Origin of the sequence: Dyadobacter flavalbus, assembly GCF_006149045.1 — a bacterium.
Taxonomy (GTDB): Bacteria; Bacteroidota; Bacteroidia; order Cytophagales; family Spirosomataceae; genus Dyadobacter; species Dyadobacter flavalbus.
On the sequence record NZ_VBSN01000027.1, the window covers coordinates 442,727 to 467,005 of the forward strand.

Below are 24,279 nucleotides of genomic sequence, written 5' to 3' on the forward strand. Positions count from 1 at the left end.
CTTACTTGGGAAACTTATTTAGCGGTAAACCCTATGTGCATATCGCTTTTACTCATTTTCAACTCAGCGCAATCGCCTTTATTACTCAAAGCTGAAAGTGACGGGGTTTACCCCTTGACTGCAAATTCATGCGGCAGTTTAAGGAGCGGCGAGAGCCGGAGGGCGCCTAGCCGCGGTAAATAGCGCCTAGGCGGCCCCCTTTGGATTTGAAGTCGTCAATTTTTGCTTTGTATCTATCGTTGAGCTGAGGTGCAAAAGCGATACTGGCAATCTCATTTATCATCCGACGAACGTTCAGAAAGCCAAGGTTTCAGCACCTTTGTAACCTGGGGCATCACAACCCATGTCAGCAGCCCTACCATGCACCCAGCCACAATCAAAGTCCTGAATGCAGGATGGAGTCCCTGAATGTGCGGGCCAAGTACATAAGTCAGAAACAAACTGGCAGGATATACACCACAAAGCGTAGCCACCGCCATCTTCCATCGCGGTGGAGGAACAGGTGAACGGAACCAGGCTTCCAGGCCAGTAAGCTCCCGGTAGACCGGTTCTTCTGTCAACGTCGATGCATAGGCTTCCCAATCTTTGAAAAGCTTCGAATTGTAAAATGCATCCCGCTCGGCCTGATCGGCAAAAGTCCTTAATATGCCAATTTCCGGGCTTTCGCTGCCAGGCAAAGCAGTCATCATTGCGGCGCCGTGCACACCGCCATGCAAAAATGAATCGCCAAGAAAACGCCGAAGTGCATCTTTGAACTCCTCTTCTTTTCCTGGAAGGACTTTGCGGGTAATAGCGACGTGAATAGCCATAGGAGCGTTAATACGATTTGCGAGTGATAAGCGTAAATTTATAAAATACCCGTTGTTTCCGGCATCCATAACGGTGTGGACATTCAAAGACTTTGAGAAAACTGCTTTCTCTTCCTCCGCTTAGAGCTTCTGATTTGACCTGGCACGTAACCGTCATCCTTACCGGTGACAGTAGAGCATGAGTTAGTGACTGAAACTAGGTGCTGATCCGAATTGTGAATCTAGTCTATTGAAATGAGATTTACCTATCCTGTGTAAATTTGCCTTAGGATCAAAGTCTTCTGTGGTTGTTGATAGGCTGTTTGAAAGAAGTCGAGTTTGGTTGAAAAAGTTGAGTTTGGTCGGAAAGATATTTCCCCGAGGCGCAAATTGCTAGATGTCCAAGACTAGCTAACTTTAAAGCTAGTCTTAAATACGTCAGTACATTCATAATTGGGGGGCAACAATTGTTTGATGGCTTCTTCTAACGTGTGGATTTGAGTTTTCCGAACAGTTCGATGAAATCTGCTTTTGTTTTTACATCTCTAAAACCAACAATCAAACAGTGATCCTTTGTTTCCTGGCGTTACAATCCAACTCCTCTGTGTGCCGCGAATGTTCTTTAATGAGACCTTATTGGGGAGATGGCCATCGAACCAATTGCTGTCGATTAGTCCTTTGCCGCTGACCCTGAATTTAATAACCTCCTGGACAGTTTACAGTCGACCGTTTCTGCACTTACACCCACTTCCAGTCGATCGATTGAACTTTTGCCTGATGCTTGGGAAAATTGAAAATTTCCCGGTTTAAAGTTTGAATTATCCCGAACCAGTGGTTTGTGGGGTTCGAGCGGCACAAACCCTGACTTGGGAAATAAGCCAATATTTTCCGGTGTGGTTGCTGGTTTAGAAATTTGAGAAAATCACGAAAATCCGCATGGAACTATAAAGGAGAGGATTAGTATCCAGTTGTTACCGGCCATTAGTTCCATTCTGCAAATGGTTAATCCACAATGTGTTTGCAATGACATAATAAAACAAATGCACATATGGAACGGCGTAATTTTATAACGGCCAGGTTGACAACTTCACCTTTATTACGGATAAACATAATAGTTGGTGGCTCAAAATGATTCCTAAGGTGAAAAAGGAAGTTCACCAACAAATAACTTCTAAGAAACGCGGTTCTTAGAAAATTACCGTCTGTAAATCTTGTTATTCATTTTTGAAGTATTGTATTCACTCTTGATGGTGATATCATAATCAAGAGTGTTATTTATAAGTTTTGCTTTGCCAATGATGCTGTACTCCAACTGATCTGTAACAAATAGGTTGTTGAAATCCAGAACATTATTGTCAGAAACGGTTATGTTAGAAATGTAAATATCGTACTTAGATCGTGTAACGCTTCCATCCGGGTAAGTATTCGTAAAGAAGAAAACAATATTTACATGATTTAGATCTTGCTTAGTTATTTTCCACGTTTCGGTTGTATTTCCGGTACTGTCTTTTTTGGAGCCATAATATTCACCTACGAATTTTTCTGCCAAATCTGGCTCAGGGTTTTTTCTGCAAGAAGTTAATGTGCAAAATAAAAGAAACAGTAGAACTATGTTTTTCATTTAGAAAAGATTATAGTTTACAGGGATTGAAGCCTTACCCTAATGAGGATAGTGGACGTTTAAATTTATTTATTTCTAGTTTCTTGGTAAATGTTGCGGTGCTAAGTCAGCCAGTGCTTAGTGCGGATGAAATCTAGGTTTTTTTCGCCAGTTAAACAAGGTAGACTTGAAGATGTCGTATTCACGGCAAACGTCCATTGCTTCTCGGCTACCTTCATATTGTTTAAGGATCGCCACGACCTGGTAGGCGTATAGTTACTTTGCTAATTGTGCTGATGCACGTATCTTTGGACGTAATAGATCTTTGTGTAATCATACCTGTGAAAAAAGTATATATTTTTGCCATTTTTTTTCTTTGTCTATTCTGTCTGTCTTGCAGAAAGAAGTCAAAATCGGATATAGATCCTCTTGTACCGGCAGATGTCTATGTAACCTTATCAAACACCTATAGTAGCTATGGCCAATATTGGAAAAATGGTGAAATGGTAAATCTGGCTACTACTAATTCTTTCGCGAATGCCAGAGCAATTTTTGTATCAGAAAACGACATACACGTTGTGGGGGACGCTTCCGCGACTTCCAATATCGTTTTTTCTCCATTTACTGGACAATATTGGAATAATGGTGCTGTATCAAATGTCGATGGTGGTATACCTGCTAAGCTGTTATATGATGTTGTAGTTTCTGATGGAAATGTGTATATCTCTGGTGATGGGCTTAATACTATGCAACTCAAAATGCAAGCGGCCTACTGGAAAAATGGCGTCGCAATACCGCTCGATGAAGCTAATGTTAGAGGCTCGCGTGCGCGAGGAATTTTTGTGGCTGGGAAAGACGTCTATGTAGCAGGTTCACTTAACTTTCAGAATGAAACCGCTGTTTATTGGAAAAACGGAATAGTTGTAAGTTTAGGTGATCCTCTCAACACTTCCTTCGCTAACTCAGTTGCTGTATCCGGAAAAAATATTTATATTGTTGGTAGTGAAGGATCTAATGACGGGTCTAGGGCCAGATATTGGAAAAATGGGGCAGGAAACTATCTTACAGATGGCTCAGAATACAGTTCAGAAGCAGTTGATATAGCCGTTTCAGGCAAAGACGTGTATTGTATTGGGAACCTACAGTATTACGACAATACCAGAGTCGCAAAACTTTGGAAAAATGGAATATCTCAGAGCCTTCCCGGGGCCACTCGGGTTTCCAGTATTTTTGTGTTTAACAATGACGTATATGTAGCAGGTGAAGGTTTTGATAACGCAGTGAAGAGCCCTATGTATTGGAAAAATGGAGTACCGACTATATTGCCAAATAATGGTAATGGAGCTTTTGCCAGTTCAATATTTGTTAAAAAACAATAACTACTATCTTAATGGAGTAGTAGGATTATACCAGTGTATTTCTAAAAACCTTGTGACATTAAATAATGATGGACTACTTGTCTATTTGTTGAGATAGCGCCTAGCAATACTTGCCATGTGCGTAATTTTTCATAAATCCATTCCGATGTAGATTAGACAGGATGTGCACCATGCATACTTGGGTTAGAGAAGCTTATCCACCCTTCAACCGCTCCCTTAACCCCTTCATGTCCTCATAATCTTCACATCCAAAATCTTAGCATAAATCATCGTCTGCTTAGAAGCATTTTCCAATGTCTTTTTTCGTAAAACGTCGAACTACACGAATGACGCTGGAAAACATGAGATTTTTTGCATTTTCTAATACTTTCTGAAAAACAAAATGCCCGCAAATCATTGATTTACAGGCATTTTTTTGGGTTTTGGCCTTATTTCAAGGCGGCCACCGCGTGGGAGGGAGACGGGTCTCGAACTTTGCATTTAATCGGCTCGTATTCAAGGTTTTGTCTCCTTTAATTGAGATGAACTACACGAAAGACTCACTATTTTTTATACATATAGTACAACAGTATATTTGTTATGTATAATTCTTTTAACGAAAATTGAGTTGTTTGACGTGTGATTTTCGCTGGTTTTGAGGTGAGTTATTGGGTGGTTTTTGGTGTTCAAAGTTTGGAAAATGCCTGTGGATTTTGGCGATGGTAACTTCGGTTTTGCTGGAAGTAAATTTACAAAATATTTCGAAGATCCTGCCAATAACTATGGGTCAAAATTAGAATGTGTTTCTAGCTGTTTGCTTGACCAAATCTCACCTGAAATGCACGTCTTGAACACTCTTCGATACCTTTGAATACGTGTGAAATATTTGTAGCAGATAAGGTCAGGTATTTACCATTTATCTTCTCGGTGAATATTCCAATTAAGAGATAAGATAACTTCATTTGTTCTTCAATTATTTCATATGAGATCAGCCATAGCCCACAGCCACTCATTCCCCGCGGAGATTTTGCCTTGTAGGGATTTCCATGATTGTTTAATGTCTTGCCATGCATGTTAAGGAGATAATAATCCGATTTTGGCCGGTCATAGTAGTTGTAAACTCGATCAGGAGAGGATTGTAGCAAGTAAGTATTGCAGGCTAGTTTTAGTCTGTTCCCTTTGTGCCTGACTCTTGCTCCCGGAAATCCAACTAAGGCATATCTGTTAACTCTTACTGGTTGATGGTTTAGTAAAAAGCCGTCTTTACCTACTGGATTATATTGTAAGCTTAAGAATGCTCCTAAGTTGTTAGATAGCAATATGAAGGCAACGTCTAGCTTATTGTCCGGATGGTAATAAATATAGGCATCCGGGACGCTGAGATAGATCACTCCTGCCGGTCCTTGAACCAGTAGTTCGGGATAGTCCTTCACGACGTGAGCAGCAGTGAAGATAAAGTACAATCCTTGGTCATGGAAAAATACTCCTGATCCTAATGGCCTGATTATCCCATTGCGGGCAGACATTAGTGCAATGGTATGTCGGTTGATATGGCTCTCGGAGATTTCAAATAGTTTTCTATGATATTCATTGAATACTTTGTTGGCGTCTGAATCTGTCATTTGCTTGGCACAGGTTGAGCTTGTTATGAATTAGAGATCATTTGTATTTACGAACTGCGATAATCCGCCTCCTTTATATCATCCATAATGAATTCCCAATACTTCCTTCTTAAACAGCTTGGGTTGAAATCCTCGTAGCGTTGCTCTTGAACAACAAGCATTGTGTCAATGCTGTACTTCGGCAGGAGCTCATGCAGATTCTGAGAAGGTAATTTACCATGTTTTTGGAAATGTAATACGAAGTGATGTACATTACCGAGAGCTCATTAAAATCGGCGAACATGTGGCTGTCACTAATTGAAAAAAAGCGAAGCATTACAAGCGATTTACCGCGATAAGATCCCGCCGCTTGACGATGTTACATTGCATGAAATCAAAATTTTACCTGGTGAAGATACGATTATCACGATAAAAATTGATATCACCACGCTGCCCAGGGAGTTGCCTAAGAAGTGGCAGGCAAACGAAATAACTACTGTCCAACTGACATTTGATCTGATAAGGGCCAGAATCGAGAAGTTCGATTTGGACTCACCAGTGTCTACGGTAAACCGAGTAAGCATACTTGAAGATAGTGGTAGCAAAATAATGACTCTTGCCAGTAGTTCGGATGCGCAAGTGCTTGTAATACGTTCGAGCTGGATATATCTTCAATCAGTAAGTGCATACCAAAATGCTTAAAGGCAAGTTCCGAATACCCTTGATTTTTGGTAGTGTCAACAGCAATGTTGGCAAGTGGCACATTCAGCTTTCGGTTATATTTTCGTTAAGCGGAATTTTGATTGGCCGGATTGTCGGAAATTCCTGATAAGTTACACCTGCCAATATTAATCTCAAATTTATGAGTCTTCCTGTTGCAAAGCAGATCGCCTAGATTTCGTTGCTTCCTCAGCTAGGTTTCATGGCCTTTCTAACAGCAGTTTATTATGTAATGAGAACTCATCAGTTTGTGATCTTTGGGGCAGGTACTTATCTCGTAATATCCAATTTGCTCCGATTCCTTGCATTGGAGGATCATAATCAAGCTGTTAAATTTATCAAAGCCGTTGATTTTAGGAATGCAATTCCCAGGTTTCAATCTAGCTATGACTTTTTGGATAGCTATCTTTGGATTGATAAGTACCGGTATTTGACCCTTCTAAGCTCCTCTAAAATTTCGTTCAGAGAAATGGCATTGAACAATATTGCCTTCTGTTACAGTCAAATCGGCGAAGGAGAGAAAGCGATATCCTACTTTAAGCGAATGCTCGCAGAATACCCTGACAGCGACCTTGCAAAGGCAGCACTAAATTTTATTGCTGCGGTTCAAAAGGAAAATTGAAATTATTAGAGCGGAGAATCTCATTCAACATTTCTTCAGAGATAGACCTTTTGAATTGACGAGCAATATTGTCAATTGACAACATTATTGCTATTTTTGTTGATAATAGTCAACATTAAGACAATGAAAAAGCAAGTCCTTCTACCTAGATTCTTAAAAGTCCTAGAACAGCTGGGTGAAAACATCAAACTAGCCCGCAAGCGGCGGAAACTCACGACCATTCAGGTATCTGAGCGGGCGGGTATTGATCGTACCACACTGTATCACATTGAGAAAGGTAACCCGAGTGTATCAATAGGGGCATATTTCAATGTTCTGCGTGTCCTGGGTTTGCAAGACGATTTTCTCAAATTGGCGGCTGACGATGAGTTGGGAAGGAAATTACAGGATTTGAAACTGATTGGCAAGTCTTAGTATGGCAGACCGGACGGACATTTATATTTATGCAGATTGGATCAGCATGGCGGGGCCAAAGCTGATCGGGACGCTCTCCGCGCAACAGGCGAAGGGCAGAAAATCATTCAGCTTCACATATAATGGAGGGTGGATCGCTTCTCACGAACAGTTCCTGCTCGACCCAGACATCGCCTGGTTTGGCGGAGCGCAGTATCCTAACCAAAAAGAGAATTTTGGCGTGTTTCTAGACTCTATGCCGGATAACTGGGGGCGCACGCTTATGAAGAGACGAGCGTCCATCCTGGCAAAGCAAAATGGAAAGCAGGCATCTACCCTGTATGATATAGATTTTCTATTAGGAGTTCATGACGAAAGCCGAATGGGTGCATTACGGTTTAAACTTAATCAGGACGGCCCATTTTTGGACAATGATCCTGTCTCGCCTACGCCGCCATGGGCGACAATCCGCGAACTTCAGCATGGAGCAGAGCTCATAGAATCCAATGAAGACACTGCTGAAGTGAGGAAATGGCTGGCGATGTTGATGGCGCCGGGCTCCTCTTTGGGTGGGGCGAGACCGAAAGCCAACATCCTTGACGAGAAGGGGCAGCCCTGGATCGCTAAATTCCCTTCAAAAAACGATACAATCGATCGGGCGGCATGGGAATACCTGGCTTATCGATTGGCGATAAACGCAGGAGTCGAGATGGCTGAAAGCAAATTGGAGCATGTGGCGGGTAAGTATCATACTTTCTTTACCAAGCGATTCGACCGGGAAAAGAGCTCGCGAATCCATTTTGCCTCCGCCATGACCATGACAGGTAAGAATGAGGAACTGATTCGCGACGACATCCCTTCCTATCTCGATATAGTTGAATTTATACAGTTTTCAGGAGCCAGCGTGGTCGAAGACCTAGCCCAGCTATGGCGACGAATGGTATTCAATATACTCATATCCAATACGGACGACCATCTGCAGAATCATGGTTTTTTGCTCGAATCCACCGGGTGGAGGCTTTCGCCAGCTTTTGATATCAATCCCTCGATTGATAAGGATGGACTTGCGCTGAATATCGATATGGACAGCAACCAACTTGATTTAGATCTGGCTAAGCAGGTTGGAGTCTACTTTCGCTTGGCCGAAAAGGATATGGATGGTATTATAGATCAGGTGAAATCAGCAGTAGCCGATTGGCAGAAGTTGGCAAGTGAAATTGGAATAAGTCGTGGCGAGCAGACATTGATGGCTGCGGCGTTTCGGCTTTAAATGTCGTTTGACGCAAATTGATAGCGGCTTAATTGCTGTTTGTTAGGTTGAACCTACGGTATGCCTAGAAATTCAAGGCACATAGTTTCTTTGACGGTAAGGTTCAATGTCGGGATGTACTTCTCTCAACACTGGCGGGAGTTTTGCTGCCGCAAGCTAGATTGCGACGGTGGTTTTGAATGGATTAAATGCGTAGAAGATAATCATTATGCCGGCTATGGAAGGCTATTAATTTCTTCTACTTAGTATAACGAGTTGCTTTTGGAGCTTTCGGTAAATTATATGCCGTCTCAAATTTTTTAATTTCCCTCGTGACAACCTTCCAATGGTTCTTCATTTGTTTATTAATTCCAACTGACGCTTCATTTCCCATAATTCGTGCAGCGGTATGAGCATACGATATGTAATTCCCCCAAAATACTTTGCCGTTAACTTTTTTTCTAGCTGCTCCTAGATGAGTTTTTCCTCTAAAAATCCCAGCTCTAAAAAGCCATGCATCTTTCTTAATTTCAGCTGACTTGTTTTTTGCAACCTGGACTCGGGCATAGAATGCTCTACGTCGAATTGCTCTTTTCAAGCTACGATAATATTTGGAGATACTACTATTTCGAATTCTTATATTTTTTCCATCGAAGTCAAATCCTAGATAGCTAATTGGCTTATCCATAACGCAGTTTTGCCAATCACACACCTTTATGTTCCAAGGCAAGTCAATATTTTCACGACTTAAATGAGCAGAAATTGTTTTTTTATCTTGTAATTCTAACCAAAGGTCATTTTCAATAATTTCCTTGATTTTGCAAATAGCCCAATCAATATGCTCAGTAGGCAACACCAGTAGAATGTCATCAGAGTAGCGTCTATATAGCCCTTTGACCGTACTAGCCATTTTGGTAATCTCGATATCGGCGTTTAAAAAATATAGATTTGAAAGAGTCGCACTTATTGGCGTTCCTTGTGGAATTCCTTTTTTTTCATTTTTTGAATCGTATCTTCTTAATAGTTTGTGTTGATAAATAATAGATCTGAATTGAGGAAATGTTTTGAACAGTGACTTGTATTTAGAATTTTTTAACAGAGTAACTTTCTGTTTGTCAAAATCTGGTATCAATGGAATCAGCTCTTCTAAATCTACATAACTAGCATTAGTAACTGCCCTGAAAACTTGATAATGATCAATATCTAAAATATTTTGATCGAACAATTTACCCCAACTTTGTTTTAATTTTTTGTGATCCAGGTTGTCAAAAAAACTTGTAATGTCCAAGCAAACCACCGACAGCTCACAGGCTTCATTGGTAGATATGAAGTCGAATACTTCTTTTGCGAAATCTATTGTGCATTTGTTCCTATGTTCGTCAAATCGAATTGCTCGATAGCCAATTACAGAGTTATTTAGATCAACATTTGATTCATAAATTGGATTTAGTTTTTTTTCAATTAGATGTGAGTAATAGGCGAAAATTTGAGCATCTAAATGGTTGGGATAATATATTGGCCTAATCTTAGCCTTGTAAGATCTTCCAACTTTTCCGCCTTCTATAATATTGTTTTTGTCGCGCTTGTACCTGTGATCAACAATTTTGTAATGTAGTAGGGGTGAGAATCGATGTGCAGCTATATTTTCTTTTTTCTTCACATAGGACGAAATGTAACATTTCGTTGCTTTAAGATTCTTCCCACCCAGCCGTGGTGATATATGTAAATATGGTCTCAATCGGAGCCAATCTTTCATATCCATAGATTTAAAAATGTTGGTTGGTTAAAAATCGACGCTATCCTTTATTCATAAATGAATGCAGCCAGTTCGTGTCTTAACGCCCAAAAAAGGGCACGTCTTTTGGAAAATGAACATTGTTATTCACATAGACACCCAAATAATCCTGAGCAACATGATAACCGTTTCGCTTTACATCATAACGGGCACTCCTGTGTGGAACCCAGATGATATTTGCACCGCCTACCTCATTTAGATAGGGTATCTCCTCTTTGCAGAGAAGCAACTCAAACACTGTACTGCGGACTTAACCAACCAACAATGCAATTTACCAACTACTTCGAACCAGGTCAATAAGTTTTACCACAGAAAAATCACTCTTCACCCCAAAATCAATTCTTTTTATTAACTCTCCCAAAATGGTTGTCGCGAGAAGCATTTGTGTCTGCTCGTTTCAGATTAAAATATTCTCCTGCTAATTGAAAACGGCGAATCTTCTGCGGCTTCACAGGTGACGGAAATATTTGGAAATTCCGCTTGAAATTTGAATCACTGAGGTGACGCATCAATCCCATAAACGGTTAAAGCTTGATCTATCAGAGCCTCCTAAATTGGGTCCCCCATTACACAACCTATATCGAGAATTGTCGCACATAGAGGTATTGACTTTGCCCAGAGCCGAACTGGCAGCGTACCGATTCATTCAACACCTTTTGAGCGACAGCAGATGAATGTCGTAGCGTTGTCCCCGTATCCGTTTGCAGATGGGTCAAGATTTGTAATGATCTCAGAATCCAAACACAATTATTTTTCACCTCAGCGCAATCGCTATCCTCACTCAAAGCAAAAAGTGACGGGGTTCACCCCTTGACTGCAAATCCATAAGGTGGTTTAAGGAGCGGCACAGCCGCGGTAAATAGCCTTATGGATTTGGCGGTCGTCACTTTTTGCTTTGTACCTTTCGTTGCGCTGTGGTGCAAACGCAGATTTCAAATCAAAACCCCATCGAAAACCCTTTCTGCTTCTTCCGTTTTGGCTTCTTTAACGGATTCGGTATATACTCGCCATCCTTAACAGGAGACAACAAAGAATCAAGAGACTTATCATTCTCCAACGAACTACCATTTCCGACAAGATAAACATTACCCGCACTAGCAGCTTGCCCAACATCCATACCTATCTTTTGAGACTTTTGCTGATGAAGAGAAAAAGGATCCTCAATGCATCGCTCAGTGATTCCTTTCGCGCTGTACTGCTTACCTAATGTACTCCCATTGAAAACACATTTTGTACGATGGTCTATGTAAGTAATCCCATAAAGCAGCCCTTCTTCATTCTTTCGGGTTACCGTATCGATCCCGTCTTTTTGAAGAATATTGATAAGCTTGGGCAGTGACACATTGTGCTTACCAAGTAGAGTCAAATCTATACTATTTTTAACCCGTAATGAATCCTTGCTACAAGTAAGATGCATTTCATTGGCCTGAAAACACACTTGCAGATGCCGGTACGTCGGCTTGAAATGAAAGTCACTTGCCTTGATGGGCACCCCGACCCGCTTGCCATCCTTATCTAGCACCCGGTACAAGATGCCATTGTGCTTTCTGATTCTCGAATGTTCCGAGCCAATATCCGCAGCGACATTGAATTGATTAAGAACCGCATTTAATTCGCCGATCGTTGTGAACTTGTATTCTTTCAGAACGATATCGAGCACATTGGCAATGGCTTTCTTGGTTTCTGACTTTCCATACTCTGCTTTGACGCTGACCGGCTTCAAAGTAAACTCCTGCACTTTTCGATCTTGTGCCTTCACCAAACCAAAATCTATCTCAATCTCTTTCCTGGTTTTTTCCGATTGATTTTTGCCTAGGTTGTGCAGTGAGATCCGACTACCATCGGCTTTGATGTTGGTCGTCACAATATGCACGTGCGGGTGACCGGCATCCCGGTGCTCGTATACGAGAGCGGGTTGCTTCTCAAATCCGATGCCTTTCAAATAGGCTTTTGAAATCTCCGCAAGCTGTTCTTTGCCCAGCTTTTCCGACGGATCAAAGTTCAGGGACACATGAACCGTATTGACCTTTGTCCTTTTGTTCAAAGCCAGCTGCCGCTGAATCCGGTTTAGCTTTTGATCAAAACTCAGCGCATCCGCATCCTTGGGGTAGTTGATAGCCGAAATGCATTCTGCATGTCCCTGTTCCAGCTTTTTCTCATTGTATTGCAGCACAGCCCGTAGCCTACTGCTGGTGTGAATCACTGCAACCATCGGTCTGCCAATTTATCGGTTTGCGATTTGATCTTGTCCAGGACTGAAAATAGGAATGTCTTTTCAGCTTCGTAGCTGGCAATCCAGTTTCTGAATTCTGAAATTTGGTTGACGGCGTTGAGGCGTTTCGTCGCCTGGTTGAAGTTGTTGCCAAGTCGGTTAAGTTCTTCCCGCAGCTCCGACAATTCTTCGATCATTTGATCTTCCGAACCGTTCCTTTCGATCACCGTTACCGGTCGGTTGAAGATTAAGAGCCGTAAAAATTCACTTAATTTCCGACACGTTGTGCGGCCACGTTTGGCTTCCAAACTGGCGTATTCTTTGGGTGTTAACCGGAAGATTACAAGCTTTGTCTTGTTCGATCTTTCTTCTTTCATCACGATCCTATCTACACTTTCAAACATTAAAAACTCCTTCAAAAACCTGAACCGACTTTGGAGGGGAAGGCCAGATCGGGTGCGCAGCAACCGGCGATTGTATTACAATCGTACATCTGGCCAGACGCGCAAAGCAGGCGGCTCATTTGGATTTCAAAGTCTCTGAAACCAGGTACTGAGCTGAGTTGTGAATCTAGTTTATTGAAATGGGATTTGCCTATCCTGTGTAAATTTGCCTTAGGATCGGCAGAGGAAATCTAAGATTATGAGACCAAAGTTATTAGCCTGATAAAATCATTTGGTATACTATAATTTGTAAATCAATTATTCCTAAAATACCTAAATCAAGGTAAATCATCTTTATTGTACCGTATTCCCTTAGATTTGTCTGATTGGAAAAGAAAAATAACATTTCCTTAACTCATCGTAAAGGCTGTTTTGTGAAAGAAAAATTTTTCTTATCGGAAGTGTCCGCCGCAATTCGCTTAATAATAAATTGTCAAACAACTTACGTGTATCTTGTGGACAATCTGGCCGAAGCAGAATAAGACGTAGTTTCTCAAAAACGTCAAAAAAGACAATTTCAACTCCGCGAGATTAATTAACCTGATCATACAGCTTTGCGCTTAGGTAAGTGATGGCCTGATATGCATGCGGATTTGCCAGACTAAGGTTGCATTAGGCTTATTTGAAATCGGCTTGATCATACCGCTGGATTGAAATTTTTATCACACGCAACTCTATGGACTGCAAACTCTCAGAAGGCAGTAAACTTTATTTGAGTAAAAAATGAACAATCTCGGTTCATGTTTTAAAGTTTTTTTGAAAGATAAGGATATCGTCCCCTCAACGGAAGACTTCGTTCGGAATAAAAACTGCAATGTGAGAGGTAGCACATATGGAAGAAATCAATAAACTTGCAAATATGCGCATATCAAGGCATACCTTCGGCAATATTCTGAATAGCTGATGGTTTGAACAAAGTCTTAGGACACTTATGATGACTCGCAATGCAGATGTCAACCTAGATTTCGCATGTACTTATAGGACTTACTGGCCGAAAGAACGCAGTAACAGACTTGTCTAGAAGGGTAGCCAGTCAATCCCATAGACGGGAACTTGTATTATATTTGTATTATTGAAGAAATTTTGCATAAAGCAAAAACGCATAAACACGTAAACCACATGAATTCTGTACATTCTAGTCAAAAGGACGAAAATGCTTCTCTAGCATCGATAAGCTTACCGCCTCGACCTGAGACCATCGACGACAGGATAAGGTTTCAAATTGAAAAGCTGACGGAGGAAAATAGCTCGGTTTGGACTTCACCTGATTACAATCGTAGAGAATACCTTCACAGTTTCTTTCAATACCCCGCAATGATGGTTCCTGCTGTGCAGCGGCTAGTTGTAAATATAATTCAAGCGTCCAAGCCAGGCATCAAAAACGTGGTCGACCCATTTATGGGATCCGCGACGAGTCTGGTCGCGTGTATGGAAAATGGCCTTAATTGTTACGGCCAGGATGTTAACCCATTAGCTAAATTAATAGCCGAAACGCGCACAGGTCCATACTATGTAGAAGCCATAAAGGAAAGGAAGCTGCATCTTTTGGATGCAATATCCAAAGACGATGCAGTAAACATTGAGGCTAACTTTATCGGCTTGTGGAAGTGGTTCAAAACAGATGTAGCAATAGAATTGTCCAAAATAGTAAGGGCAATTCGAAAAGAGCAACGGCTCGCAATACGGCGGTTCTATTGGGTTAATTTGGCAGAAGTCGTCCGAATCAGTTCCAATGATAGAACGTCAACTTTCAAACTGCATGCAAGACCTATAGAAGAGATTAATGTCAGGAACATTTCTCCAATTAGAGAGTTTAAGAATCGTCTGAGTAAGAGCATAGAAGATTTAGAACGATTCCGAGATTTTTTGGCAGCTAATGGAAGACTGTCAAAAGGTTCGTACAAAGGAATAAAAAAAATTACCCTTCAGGATTCAACCAAGCGGATTGTCACTCCAAAAGGGCAAAAGGATTTTTTCGATTTGCTAGTGACTTCACCTCCCTATGGAGATAATAAGACGACTGTTACCTATGGACAGCATTCATTTCTACCTCTGCAATGGATTGATCTGGAGGACATCGACGAATCCGCAGGCAACGGGTTTTTAAAAACAACAATGGAAATTGATAGCCGATCACTTGGTGGTCGCATAAAACATTTATCGGATCTCCAGCTCGAGTCTTTATTCATCAAGTCGCGAACTTTTGAGATGGTTTACAAACAACTTTTATTTACTACTAATGAAAGGCTGAAAAAAGTCATGATCTTCATACAAGATCTGTTTAGCGTGGTTGAACAAATATCCTATGTTATGAAGCCAAATTCATATCAAGTTTGGACCATTGGTAACAGAACAGTGGGTGGAGTCGAAATACCAAATAATCAAATTCTTAAGGAGTTTATGTCACATGTAGGCTGCAAGTTAGTTGCCGAAATCGAACGTGAGATTATAAATAAGCGCATGGCTAGGAGAAATGGAGACTCGGTACTTATGAATGTTGAAGATATTTTAATTTTTAGAAAAGTTGGCTGAGAACGAAAAACCTCATTTTGATATAAGTGCAGCTGTTATCCGCCAACTAGGTGAAGAGCTAGTTACGGATGAAGTGACGGCTATCATGGAACTTATTAAAAATTCCTATGATGCTGATGCAGACTGGGTAAAAGTAGAAGTTAACTTGTTTGATTATTATTCGGATGAAAGGAAGTTTTATAAGGACTCTGCGCGGGGATTTATTTTAATTGAAGACAACGGATTTGGAATGTCTGATACCGATATTGCCAACAGTTGGATGAAGATTTCACTATCCGCCAAGAAGAAATTCAAAGAGGAAGGTAGATCGACACTCAAAGGTAGAACGCCGTTGGGAGAGAAGGGTGTCGGTAGATTGAGTACTCAAAGATTAGGCTCTCGGTTAGAAATGTTTACCGGGCAAGTGAATCATACTTCGCTAAGCCACGTAGCTTTTGACTGGGCTCTGTTTCAGGATGATACTTTACTCACTTCAGTTCCCGTACACATCGATAGTTTTCCGAAGAGACCAGAAAAGAAGGGCACATCACTGGTTATTACTAATTTAAAAGAGACAAATAAATGGAAAGGCGATTCCTGGGACAAATTTAGGGGACAGATTTCGCAAATGATTTTTCCGTTTAAAGAAAGACGTGCATTTGATGTTTATTTAAAGCTAAATGGAGAGACTGTTGACTTAGACGAAGTAAATCGCCAGGTGCGAAGCAATTCAGTGGCGCAGTATAATTTCCGTTTAGACGAACAAACTGCTTTTATCGAGGGAAAAATAAAGCTTCAAAAATTAAGTGGGGGTAATAAGAGGGACGATATAGCATTTTTTGAAGGCCAAGTGTTGCCTGACCAAGGAAGTGATTTTTTCCATTTCTTGACAGATAAAAAAGAAAACAAACAGCATTTTTTGTCTGACATCATCTATTCTGGGGAGGATGGAGTATTCTTCACATTCAGAAGGGAGGTTGAACTTTCAATGTTATCAAAAATCGCTTACATTGAGATTGATTCCCTTACTAGTCAAGATATTATTGATCATGAAGGCCTGATACCCTCGGAAACTTCTTTAAATGATCACTTAGATGACACCGCCTTGTTAGAGATTGCAGATCCCGGAAACTTTGAAGGAGAGATAAGCGATTTTAATTTTAAAGAGACAGATGAAATTGAAAAGGCATTCGACACCTTTTCCGAGTTCAAACGTCTAGTTCAAAATCAGGTAGGAATTCGCATTTTCAGAGATGGATTTGGTATAAAACCCTACGGCATCGATGGTCAAGATTGGTTAAAACTCTCGGGGAACCAAACCTCTGGCGGTTCATTTTACGGATTGAGACCTGGCAATGTCGTTGGATACGTAACCATCTCCGCAAGTGAAAATAGAGATTTGAAAGAAAAGACAGACAGAGAAGGGTTTGTTGATAGTGCTTACTCGCGGAATTTCTTTCGCATAATGGAATACTTTGTCGACGAAATAAATACTGTTCTAGAAAATACTCGCCGCAGTTTTAATAAGTATCGGTCGAAGAGAGCTCAGGCAAATTTAGGTATTCAGAGTATTTCGGACTCATTTGTAAAGCTCAGGGGTGCTTCGGAAAAGGCGAAAAAAAGTACTGCACGTGCCGCAACAGTTCGCTTTAATCTTGCCAATGTTACGAATCAGATAAAAGAGATTGTCGAAGAGAAGTCACAAGCCGAGGGTTACGATGCAGGTACTAATGAAATACTCGTTAAAGTAAATTCTATTCTTCAAGAGGCCGAGTTGTTATTAACAGAGGTTGAAAGTATTTTGGGTGATGCACGGATTTTAGACCAGCATGTTGAGTTTTTGCAGCCTCAAATAACGAACTTGGAACAGCAGTTATCTGATTTTGCACAGTTGGCTGGATTGGGGTTAACTGCCGAGGCACTATCTCACGAACTATCGAATATTGTAGACAGGATTCTTTTTGAGACAGACCGAATTTCGCAAAATTTAAGGTTGAGGATGGAGCCGGACTTCTTACCTGTGAAGGTCTATATCGAACATATTCGTAATGCTAGTAAATCGTTCAGAAAGCAATTGAGTCATCTAGCCCCGTCGCTTCGATTTGTAAGAGATGTGAAAGAAGAATTTGCCATTACAGAGTTTCTAGCCGATCTGGAAAGCTATTATGTTGAGCGCTTTGCTACAAAGATTCGGTTTAATGTACAGGTCGTGGGAAGAGGCTATATGGTTAATATGAATAGAGGGAAGCTCACTCAAGTACTTGATAACGTTATTCTCAACTCTGAGTATTGGTTAAATGAAAGAAGGCGAGGGGAACCCAATTTTTATCCGGAAATCAATATCGTCGCGCAAAGTCCATTCTTGCGAATATATGACAATGGCTTCGGAGTAGACCCTGCTGTTCAAGAACAGCTTTTTCAACCATTCGTAACAGCAAAGCCGAAAAATAAGGGAAGAGGGCTAGGTCTGTTTATTACTCAACAACTACTTGAAACTGAGGGATGTGAGATCCATTTACTAAATGTGAAGAATGATTTCGGAAGACGTTATATTTTTCAGCTAAATTTTTCAGCAGCAATTTCGAATTAAACACTACCCGCCAATGGAAGAACATGTAGACCCTCAACAAAAATCTGAAAATTCGCCTGTACAAAGACTTGAAGAATTGTTCAAGGTTTTGAACATCAAGGAGGCCTATTACGTAGATGACTACAACAATATTGATTTCTTGCCGACCGTCATTTCGAATACCAAAAGATTGTTTTTGGAAGACCGAGCTGCTGAAATAGATATAATATACGAGAAAAGGTTGGAATTGAACGTACCCGATGAGGATGCTTTGGGAGATCAGTTAATTGCGGTCTGGGAGGCCATGGAGGAACCAGATAAGCTAGTAGTGTTGCATCGAACTTTTGAGGCTCTGCAGCTAGACTTCAATGCTTCGGATTTTGAATACACAACACAACTTAAAAATAGCTTTCCAAACGGTTTTCTAAAATGTGTGAGTCCTGACGAGTGGTCCGAGCTCGTTAATGAGATTAGTGCTAATCCAGAGGAAAAGGTATTAATTTTATTTGACCAGGATTTGACTCACGCTCAAAATGAACGATTTAAAAATGGCACCACGAAGGGTCAAAACCTTATCGTTGAAGTCAAAGCGTCTGATATTCGTGAAAACGTGTATTGTGCACTTATCACTCATATTATTAAAGATACTTCGAAAGAATTGGAAGAGCGCGATCGGATAATAAATGACGCGGACAGCAGGTTGATAAAAAGTGATTTTTTAGCATTAGCTAAAGAGCGAATAAAGGATCCAGAATTGCTGTGCGATGGCATAAAAAAGACTTTGCTAAACGGCTTTTTCGAAACCGTGAAAGAGCGCTCCTTAAAGGTGATAGAAGAGGCCCGAGAGAAGGCCAGAATCTCATTTGAAAGATTAGATACATATGATTTTGATACGACCATATTGAGAAGCTCTTATAGTGAGGGAGTTTGGGAAGCCAATACAATATTTAGGATTACTGACAACTTTTTCGAGGAAGAGGTTAAGAGGCTAATGATTGAATCAAATTATCCAAAGGTAATTAATCCAATATTGAAAACATCTAAGCGGATTAGTGATATTCATTTTTCGTTTGATCAGAATAGTCAGCCATACAAGGAAAAATTTAAGCTCATGCACCTAGACACCTATTCTGCTGGTGATCAGATAAATAGACTGCATTCACCAATAGAGAACGGTGACATTTTTCAAATTACCGAAGGGAAAGGCACTGGATATTATATTTTGATCGGACAGGAGTGTGATCTCATGATGCGGACTGATCCACTTGGTTCACGAGGTAGTACCAAAGTTGCTACGTTGGCAAAGGTGAAGGTGATGTCTCGCGATGATCTTCAGAAAAAAATTGATAGTAAATCTGGCCACTTTTTTGCAAATAAGTTTAAATTAGATTATTTCATCGAAGGTTCTAGTGATGTAGGGTTAATATCATTTTTAGAGACTTTTAGTGTGAGTTTGGATGCCTTGGATCTTTGTGTCTTTCACCATGATGGACTATCGTCTATTAATGTTGCTGAGCCTGTATTCGATGCTGATTTGGTAAGTTCCGCATGGGAGGCTAGATACAATAAGCTTTTAGCAAGTTATAGAAAGGATGCAGTCACCTTAGATGCACTACTTGGTCAGGTTGAAAAGGTAGATCAAGCACAAAGAGAGCAAATGAAGGTAAGGCTTTACCCAAAATTATGTTTTACTGAAAGCCTAGGTATGGGTACATCATATAGTAAAAACGTATTCAATTTTGGGATAAAAAGGATTTTGCACTTGAAGCCTGATGGGGCCGATTATCTTCTTGAGAGATTTTATCGACACATGGCAAGAACGGCAGAGCAGCATGACTTTGCAACTCCAGTGTAATATGCATAACATGTACTAGCTACTACTTGATCTGACAGTGGTGAGTTATCGGACATTGATCAGACAACAACTTCACCTTTTTTCTATAATACAAAGATATGCCTTTGGTCTTCTCTGTCAAGGGTAAATGAACGGCTCATTCTTCGCCGCCCTTGACAGCTTCGCCCGTCGGCATTGGAAAAGTATTAAGAAGAAAAGGCTTTCGATGAATTTGATGTTTCAACTGACTGGCCTAATAACCTGATTCTGGCCAGATGCAATGAATCCATAAATGTTTGATACGGCGTTTTTCCATTGCAATACCGCCCGGAATGTGGTCTTTCTTTGTTGTATTCTTCCAGCCAGGAATCCAAGTCCTGCTGTATCTGCTCCAAAGAGTTATAAACTTTCTTGCGGAAAGCTATACTGTAAAACTCTTCAAGAATTGTTTTATGAAAGCGTTCGCAAATTCCATTCGTTTGAGGACTCTTTGCTTTCGTTTTTGTATGATCTATATCTTCTATTGTCAGATATAGCTGATATTCATGATGTTCTCTAGAGCCGCAATATTCGGTGCCACGGTCAGTCAGTATTCTCATTAATGGAATATCGTACTGCTGAAAAAAAGGCAATACTTTATCATTAAGTGTATCTGCTGCTACCAAGGCGTTTTTACGATCATAAACCTTTGCAAAAGCAACACGGCTATAAGTATCAATGAATGTTTGCTGATAGATTCTGCCTACACCTTTAATTTGCCCTACGTAGTAAGTATCCGCGCGGCGGCCGCCTGAGCTCCAAGATATCCCGGATGGTAAGTTTCTATTTCTCCGTGCGCCTCTTTCTCCTGTTTTGCTTTTTCCAGTGCTACAACTTGTGCTTCTGTTAGAATTAGGCCTTCCTTGGCGACCTTTGCCTCTAATGCTTTAAGACGCTTTTTAAATATTTCCAGATCATGTCGTAACCATACTGAACGCACCCCGCCAGGTGAAATAAATATTCCCCGCTTTTTTAGTTCGTTGCTTACACGCAGTTGACCGTAAGCGGGGGTGTCGATTGCCATTTTAACAACAGCTTGCTCAACTTCATGATCTACTCGGTTGGGTGGCAGTGGTTTTCTTCGGCTGATTTCCTTTAGAGCTGCTTCTCCGCCTGTTTCATACAAATCTTTAAATCTGTAAAAGCTATCTCGGCTATAGCCCATAATTTTGCAGGCTTGTGAGACATTACCTAATTGCCTGGCAAGTTCTAGTACACCAAGCTTGGGTTTGATGATCTTTTCGTTCGTGCTCATGACTTAATTGGTTTAGTTGAATTTAATAAAAATCTATTCAACTGTCAGATTAAGTCTTAACTATTACAGCATAACATGTTCCCAGACCCAGTACTCGTAGTTGTCCAGCCTGTCTCGGTTTGAGCTACACATCAACTAGAAAAGCCGCGTTTTCCATGTCATTTTTTGATAAAGTGATGTAATCCAACTTGCTCATTAGTAGGATCAAGATTATAGACGTTTGCTTATCATCCATACGTCAACCTGATAATGATGTTGAATTGCCATTAAAGCCGTTACGTAACGTCACCGTAGTATGGTTTCTGAAAATTTGTCACAGGCTAATTAAAATGTATAGAGGTGTCGTGTTATCGAAACGGCAATTAACATTGTGTTGTATGACAAAGTCCTATACTAGGTATACTTGTTTTCGGTAAGCGAAACGCCAAGCTGCCTAACTTGACGTTTCGCGTCCGCTACCCTACATCCCCTTCAACCTCTCCCGCAACCCCTTCATATCCTCACTAATCTTCACATCCAAGATCTTAGCATAAATCATCGTCTGCTTCAAAGACCGATGCCCAAGCATTTTCGAAACCGTCTCAATCGGCACCTTATTACTTAGCGTCACAGTCGTAGCAAACGTGTGCCGCGCAATATGAAAAGTCAGCGTCTTGGAAATGCCGCACAGATTGGCAATCTCCTTCAAATAAGCATTCATCTTCTGATTACTCAGAACCGGCAGCACAACACCAACAGCACAGCATTGCGGATAATCCTTATACTTATCAATAATTTCCAGGGCCGTATCCAGGAGGGGAATACGTGTAGGCGCATCCGTTTTCTGCCGCGTGGTGTCAATCCACGGCTCGCCGTCCATCCCAACGACAATGTCCGTGGTTTTCAATTGCTTCACATCGACGTAGGCCAACCCGGTGTAGCAGCAGAAAAGAAAGATGTCCCGCACCTGGCTGATCCGTTCAACTTCAAACACTTTCTCAGTAAGTCGTTTCAGTTCGTCCCTGGATAGTGGGTTCTTGACAACTTCCTTCTTCGTCAGTTTGAAACCTTGAAACGGATCTTTTTTCAACCATTTATTATTGACACAAATCAGCACAACCTTTTTCAGATTGCTCATGTACTTGATCGCTGAGTTATGATTGCAGCCTCGTGCGCTCCGGAGCCAAAAGTTGAATTCAGTAATAAATTCAAAGTTCAGGTCTTTGATTGCCATATCATCCTTCTTGTATTTCCACTTGATGAAGGATGCAGTGTGCTCCTTAGCCGTCTTGTATCGTTTCAAAGTGAGTGGTGCGAACTCCTGACCGACGAGTGCTTCCATCTGCTCGTTATGATGCTCGAAGACTTCCAGAATGGTGCGGGTTTCATTGCTCTTGCCAAGCAATATGTTTTTCAAGCCTTCCGCAGAAATTTCTTTGTCATCTTCGGTAAGAATCTTTTTAGCCTGATAGACTTTGGCAGTGAGCATGTCCAAATACGCATTAAGCGTCTTGGCGTCTTCCTTGTTACCGGCTGGCCGTCCGACTGAGGAATTCCACCTTTCGGTATTCCATAGCTTCTTGGTGGATAGCTCGGCGACCTTGCCGTCGACCGTAATTCGCAGATAGATGTAGCGGACTGTTCCTCTTTGATTTCTGGCGGGCTTTAAATAGAAAAGCAGGCCGAATGTTTTCTCCAACATAACACAAGCGTTTAAAAGTGGTTAAATATCGAGTTACCACGCTTGCCAATCAAGATGTTTACGACGTAAACAGGTTGTCTATCAATTTGTTATGCCGTTTCCAGTGAGTCTTCTTCTCAAAGTGAGTGAACTACACGAAAGACTCACTGAAAACATGAGAATTTTTGCATTTTTTGATAGGATCTGAAAAACAAAAATGCCCGCAAATCATTGATTTACAGGCATCTTATTTGACTTTGAACTATTTTCAAGGGAGGGAGACGGGTCTCGAACCCGCGACCTCCAGAACCACAATCTGGCGCTCTAACCAACTGAGCTACAACCTCCGTTTTGAGGACACAAACTTATAAAAAGGTTTACAGCTTGCAATGACTTTATTCAAATATTTTTGCAAGCTGTAAACCATGCTGTTCAGCTTTTAACGCTTACTTCGATGCAACATAAAGAGCGTCAGCAGCTTTCCAGTCTACTACGTTCCAGTAAGCATCGATATAATCCGGGCGCTTGTTCTGATATTTCAGATAATATGCATGTTCCCAAACATCCAGTCCGATGACCGGAGTGCCTTTTGCCTCTGCAATATCCATTAAAGGGTTATCCTGATTTGGTGTTGATGTGATGGCAAGTTCACCGCCGTCTTTTACGATTAACCACGCCCAGCCTGAACCGAAACGACCGGTCGCAGCTTTTTTGAACTCATCTTTGAATGCTGAAAATGAACCGAATTTGGAATCAATGGCTTTTGCCAGTTCACCCGTTGGCTCTCCGCCGCCGTTTGAAGAAAGGCTTTTCCAGAAGAATGAATGGTTCCAGTGGCCGCCTCCGTTGTTGCGTACCGGAGCTGGTGCCTTGCTGATGCCGGCAAGCAGTTCTTCTATGCTTTTACCTTCCAGTTCAGTGCCTGCAACCGCTGCATTCAAATTGGTAACATAAGCCTGATGATGACGGTCATGATGTATTTCCATTGTCAATGCATCAATATGTGGTTCCAATGCATTGTTAGCATAAGGTAAGGGATCAAGTGTAAATGCCATTTCAGTGTAGTTTAATGTTTGAAAAATATACGTAACAGTTGGCTAACAGCAGAAAAAAGGTTTATGTTCTTAATTGTCTAAAAAATTTAAGAAGCAGCTCCTGCGATTCCCCGGCAAGAATTCCGCGTGTCAGCATGGTTTTCGGATGCAGGATATTCTCACGAAGTCTGGAATAACCGCGTTTTTCATCCACAGCACCAAATACGACTCTCTTCATCTGCGTCCAGTAAAGTGCCCCTGCGCACATGACGCAAGGTTCAAGTGTAACATACAATGTACATTCCTGCAGGTATTTTCCGCCAAGATTGTCCGAAGCGGCCGTAATCGCAAGCATTTCGGCATGTGCAGTTACGTCGTTGAGTTTTTCCGTCTGATTGTACCCTTTTCCGATGATGCGCTCTCCGATCACAACGATTGCTCCGACCGGAATTTCACCTTCTTCGTACGCGAGTTGTGCCTGGCGCATGGCCTCGGCCATAAAAAAATTGTCAAGGATATCTGCCTGAATATTCATTTTTCAGAATTGTGTAAACATGAAAACGGGACATTTATATCTTGCAACAAATGTCCCGTCC

Annotated in this window: 18 protein-coding genes, 1 tRNA gene and 1 pseudogene; 8 read left to right on the plus strand and 12 right to left on the minus strand. The window is 41.2% G+C overall.

Translation table 11 applies throughout. From position 1 onward, the window contains the following. Positions 1-272: 272 nt before the first annotated feature. The 3 genes from FEM33_RS07150 to FEM33_RS26980 form a co-directional block, all read right to left on the minus strand. On the minus strand, positions 273-809 hold the full coding sequence (locus FEM33_RS07150) for a putative antibiotic biosynthesis monooxygenase (RefSeq protein ID WP_139011384.1): 537 nt from the start codon (positions 807-809) through the stop codon (positions 273-275). A gap of 1,174 nt (positions 810-1,983) precedes the next feature. Next, entirely contained in the window at positions 1,984-2,409 is a 426-nt protein-coding gene (locus FEM33_RS07155) for a hypothetical protein (RefSeq protein ID WP_139011385.1), read from the minus strand. 117 nt (positions 2,410-2,526) lie between these two features. Next, positions 2,527-2,646, minus strand: a complete 120-nt coding sequence (locus tag FEM33_RS26980) for a transposase (protein ID WP_139011386.1) — start codon at positions 2,644-2,646, stop codon at positions 2,527-2,529. Between the two features lie 83 nt (positions 2,647-2,729). Between FEM33_RS26980 and FEM33_RS07165 the strand changes: the two genes are divergently transcribed. Then, a complete protein-coding gene (locus FEM33_RS07165) occupies positions 2,730-3,767 on the plus strand; it encodes a hypothetical protein (RefSeq protein ID WP_139011387.1) in 1,038 nt (345 codons plus the stop codon). A gap of 785 nt (positions 3,768-4,552) precedes the next feature. On the opposite strand, the gene FEM33_RS07170 is transcribed toward FEM33_RS07165, so the two are convergent. Then, positions 4,553-5,368: a S1 family serine peptidase gene (locus FEM33_RS07170; protein WP_139011388.1), complete on the minus strand. Its 816-nt coding sequence runs from the start codon at positions 5,366-5,368 to the stop codon at positions 4,553-4,555. Positions 5,369-5,665: 297 nt separating this feature from the next. Here FEM33_RS07170 and FEM33_RS07175 point away from each other — a divergent pair, with 297 nt between their 5' ends. The 4 genes from FEM33_RS07175 (at position 5,666) to FEM33_RS07190 (ending at position 8,352) form a co-directional block, all read left to right on the plus strand. Further along, the gene (locus tag FEM33_RS07175) at positions 5,666-6,049 is read left to right on the plus strand and encodes an Imm50 family immunity protein (RefSeq protein ID WP_139011389.1); all 384 of its coding nucleotides are present in this window, start codon (positions 5,666-5,668) and stop codon (positions 6,047-6,049) included. Positions 6,050-6,299: 250 nt separating this feature from the next. Further along, positions 6,300-6,689 carry a tetratricopeptide repeat protein gene (locus FEM33_RS07180; RefSeq protein WP_139011390.1) on the plus strand — a complete coding sequence of 130 codons (390 nt, stop codon included), beginning with the start codon at positions 6,300-6,302 and terminating at the stop codon, positions 6,687-6,689. A gap of 123 nt (positions 6,690-6,812) precedes the next feature. After that, positions 6,813-7,103, plus strand: a complete 291-nt coding sequence (locus tag FEM33_RS07185; RefSeq protein ID WP_139011391.1) for a helix-turn-helix domain-containing protein — start codon at positions 6,813-6,815, stop codon at positions 7,101-7,103. A 1-nt stretch (position 7,104) separates the two neighbouring features. Then, positions 7,105-8,352 (plus strand): type II toxin-antitoxin system HipA family toxin, encoded by a 1,248-nt coding sequence (locus tag FEM33_RS07190; protein WP_139011392.1) that lies wholly within the window; start codon positions 7,105-7,107, stop codon positions 8,350-8,352. Between the two features lie 238 nt (positions 8,353-8,590). Here FEM33_RS07190 and FEM33_RS07195 read toward each other — a convergent pair whose 3' ends face one another. The 3 genes from FEM33_RS07195 to FEM33_RS07205 form a co-directional block, all read right to left on the minus strand. Then, complete coding sequence (locus FEM33_RS07195; RefSeq protein WP_161597079.1) at positions 8,591-9,991, minus strand: RNA-dependent RNA polymerase family protein; 1,401 nt, start codon at positions 9,989-9,991, stop codon at positions 8,591-8,593. Positions 9,992-11,063: 1,072 nt separating this feature from the next. Continuing rightward, positions 11,064-12,338, minus strand: a complete 1,275-nt coding sequence (locus FEM33_RS07200) for a relaxase/mobilization nuclease domain-containing protein (RefSeq protein WP_139011394.1) — start codon at positions 12,336-12,338, stop codon at positions 11,064-11,066. Then, entirely contained in the window at positions 12,326-12,715 is a 390-nt protein-coding gene (locus tag FEM33_RS07205; RefSeq protein ID WP_139011395.1) for a plasmid mobilization protein, read from the minus strand. The genes FEM33_RS07200 and FEM33_RS07205 overlap by 13 nt, the downstream gene beginning before the upstream one ends. A 1,149-nt stretch (positions 12,716-13,864) precedes the next feature. On the opposite strand from FEM33_RS07205, the gene FEM33_RS07210 reads away from it, so the two are divergent. From FEM33_RS07210 to FEM33_RS07220, 3 genes are read left to right on the plus strand one after another with little or no spacing between them, the layout of a single operon-like run. Further along, entirely contained in the window at positions 13,865-15,313 is a 1,449-nt protein-coding gene (locus FEM33_RS07210; protein ID WP_262711979.1) for a DNA methyltransferase, read from the plus strand. Next, positions 15,306-17,882 (plus strand): ATP-binding protein, encoded by a 2,577-nt coding sequence (locus FEM33_RS07215; protein WP_139011397.1) that lies wholly within the window; start codon positions 15,306-15,308, stop codon positions 17,880-17,882. The genes FEM33_RS07210 and FEM33_RS07215 overlap by 8 nt, the downstream gene beginning before the upstream one ends. A gap of 13 nt (positions 17,883-17,895) precedes the next feature. Next, positions 17,896-19,716, plus strand: coding sequence for a hypothetical protein (locus tag FEM33_RS07220; RefSeq protein WP_139011398.1), 1,821 nt, complete (start codon positions 17,896-17,898; stop codon positions 19,714-19,716). A gap of 185 nt (positions 19,717-19,901) precedes the next feature. Here FEM33_RS07220 and FEM33_RS07225 read toward each other — a convergent pair. The 5 genes and pseudogenes from FEM33_RS07225 to FEM33_RS07245 all read right to left on the minus strand — a co-directional run bounded on the left by FEM33_RS07225 (position 19,902) and on the right by FEM33_RS07245 (position 24,218). Beyond that, positions 19,902-20,989, minus strand: a pseudogene (locus FEM33_RS07225) (IS481 family transposase). Between the two features lie 460 nt (positions 20,990-21,449). Next, positions 21,450-22,670: a site-specific integrase gene (locus FEM33_RS07230; RefSeq protein ID WP_139011399.1), complete on the minus strand. Its 1,221-nt coding sequence runs from the start codon at positions 22,668-22,670 to the stop codon at positions 21,450-21,452. Between the two features lie 251 nt (positions 22,671-22,921). Further along, a tRNA-His gene (locus FEM33_RS07235) sits at positions 22,922-22,997 on the minus strand. Between the two features lie 98 nt (positions 22,998-23,095). Next, the gene (locus FEM33_RS07240; protein WP_139011400.1) at positions 23,096-23,704 is read right to left on the minus strand and encodes a superoxide dismutase; all 609 of its coding nucleotides are present in this window, start codon (positions 23,702-23,704) and stop codon (positions 23,096-23,098) included. 61 nt (positions 23,705-23,765) lie between these two features. Continuing rightward, positions 23,766-24,218 carry a nucleoside deaminase gene (locus FEM33_RS07245; protein ID WP_139011401.1) on the minus strand — a complete coding sequence of 151 codons (453 nt, stop codon included), beginning with the start codon at positions 24,216-24,218 and terminating at the stop codon, positions 23,766-23,768. Positions 24,219-24,279 lie beyond the last annotated feature (61 nt).

Excerpts from the sequence above, each read along its gene's own strand:
- FEM33_RS07150 (WP_139011384.1), bottom strand. The coding sequence starts at position 809 with ATGGCTATTCACGTCGCTATTACCCGCAAAGTCCTTCCAGGAAAAGAA.
- FEM33_RS07170 (WP_139011388.1), bottom strand. The coding sequence starts at position 5,368 with ATGACAGATTCAGACGCCAACAAAGTATTCAATGAATATCATAGAAAA.
- FEM33_RS07230 (WP_139011399.1), bottom strand. The coding sequence starts at position 22,670 with ATGTTGGAGAAAACATTCGGCCTGCTTTTCTATTTAAAGCCCGCCAGA.
- FEM33_RS07190 (WP_139011392.1), top strand. The coding sequence starts at position 7,105 with ATGGCAGACCGGACGGACATTTATATTTATGCAGATTGGATCAGCATG.
- FEM33_RS07200 (WP_139011394.1), bottom strand. The coding sequence starts at position 12,338 with ATGGTTGCAGTGATTCACACCAGCAGTAGGCTACGGGCTGTGCTGCAA.
- FEM33_RS07205 (WP_139011395.1), bottom strand. The coding sequence starts at position 12,715 with ATGAAAGAAGAAAGATCGAACAAGACAAAGCTTGTAATCTTCCGGTTA.
- FEM33_RS07240 (WP_139011400.1), bottom strand. The coding sequence starts at position 23,704 with ATGGCATTTACACTTGATCCCTTACCTTATGCTAACAATGCATTGGAA.
- FEM33_RS07245 (WP_139011401.1), bottom strand. The coding sequence starts at position 24,218 with ATGAATATTCAGGCAGATATCCTTGACAATTTTTTTATGGCCGAGGCC.
- FEM33_RS07185 (WP_139011391.1), top strand. The coding sequence starts at position 6,813 with ATGAAAAAGCAAGTCCTTCTACCTAGATTCTTAAAAGTCCTAGAACAG.
- FEM33_RS07220 (WP_139011398.1), top strand. The coding sequence starts at position 17,896 with ATGGAAGAACATGTAGACCCTCAACAAAAATCTGAAAATTCGCCTGTA.
- FEM33_RS07155 (WP_139011385.1), bottom strand. The coding sequence starts at position 2,409 with ATGAAAAACATAGTTCTACTGTTTCTTTTATTTTGCACATTAACTTCT.
- FEM33_RS07180 (WP_139011390.1), top strand. The coding sequence starts at position 6,300 with ATGAGAACTCATCAGTTTGTGATCTTTGGGGCAGGTACTTATCTCGTA.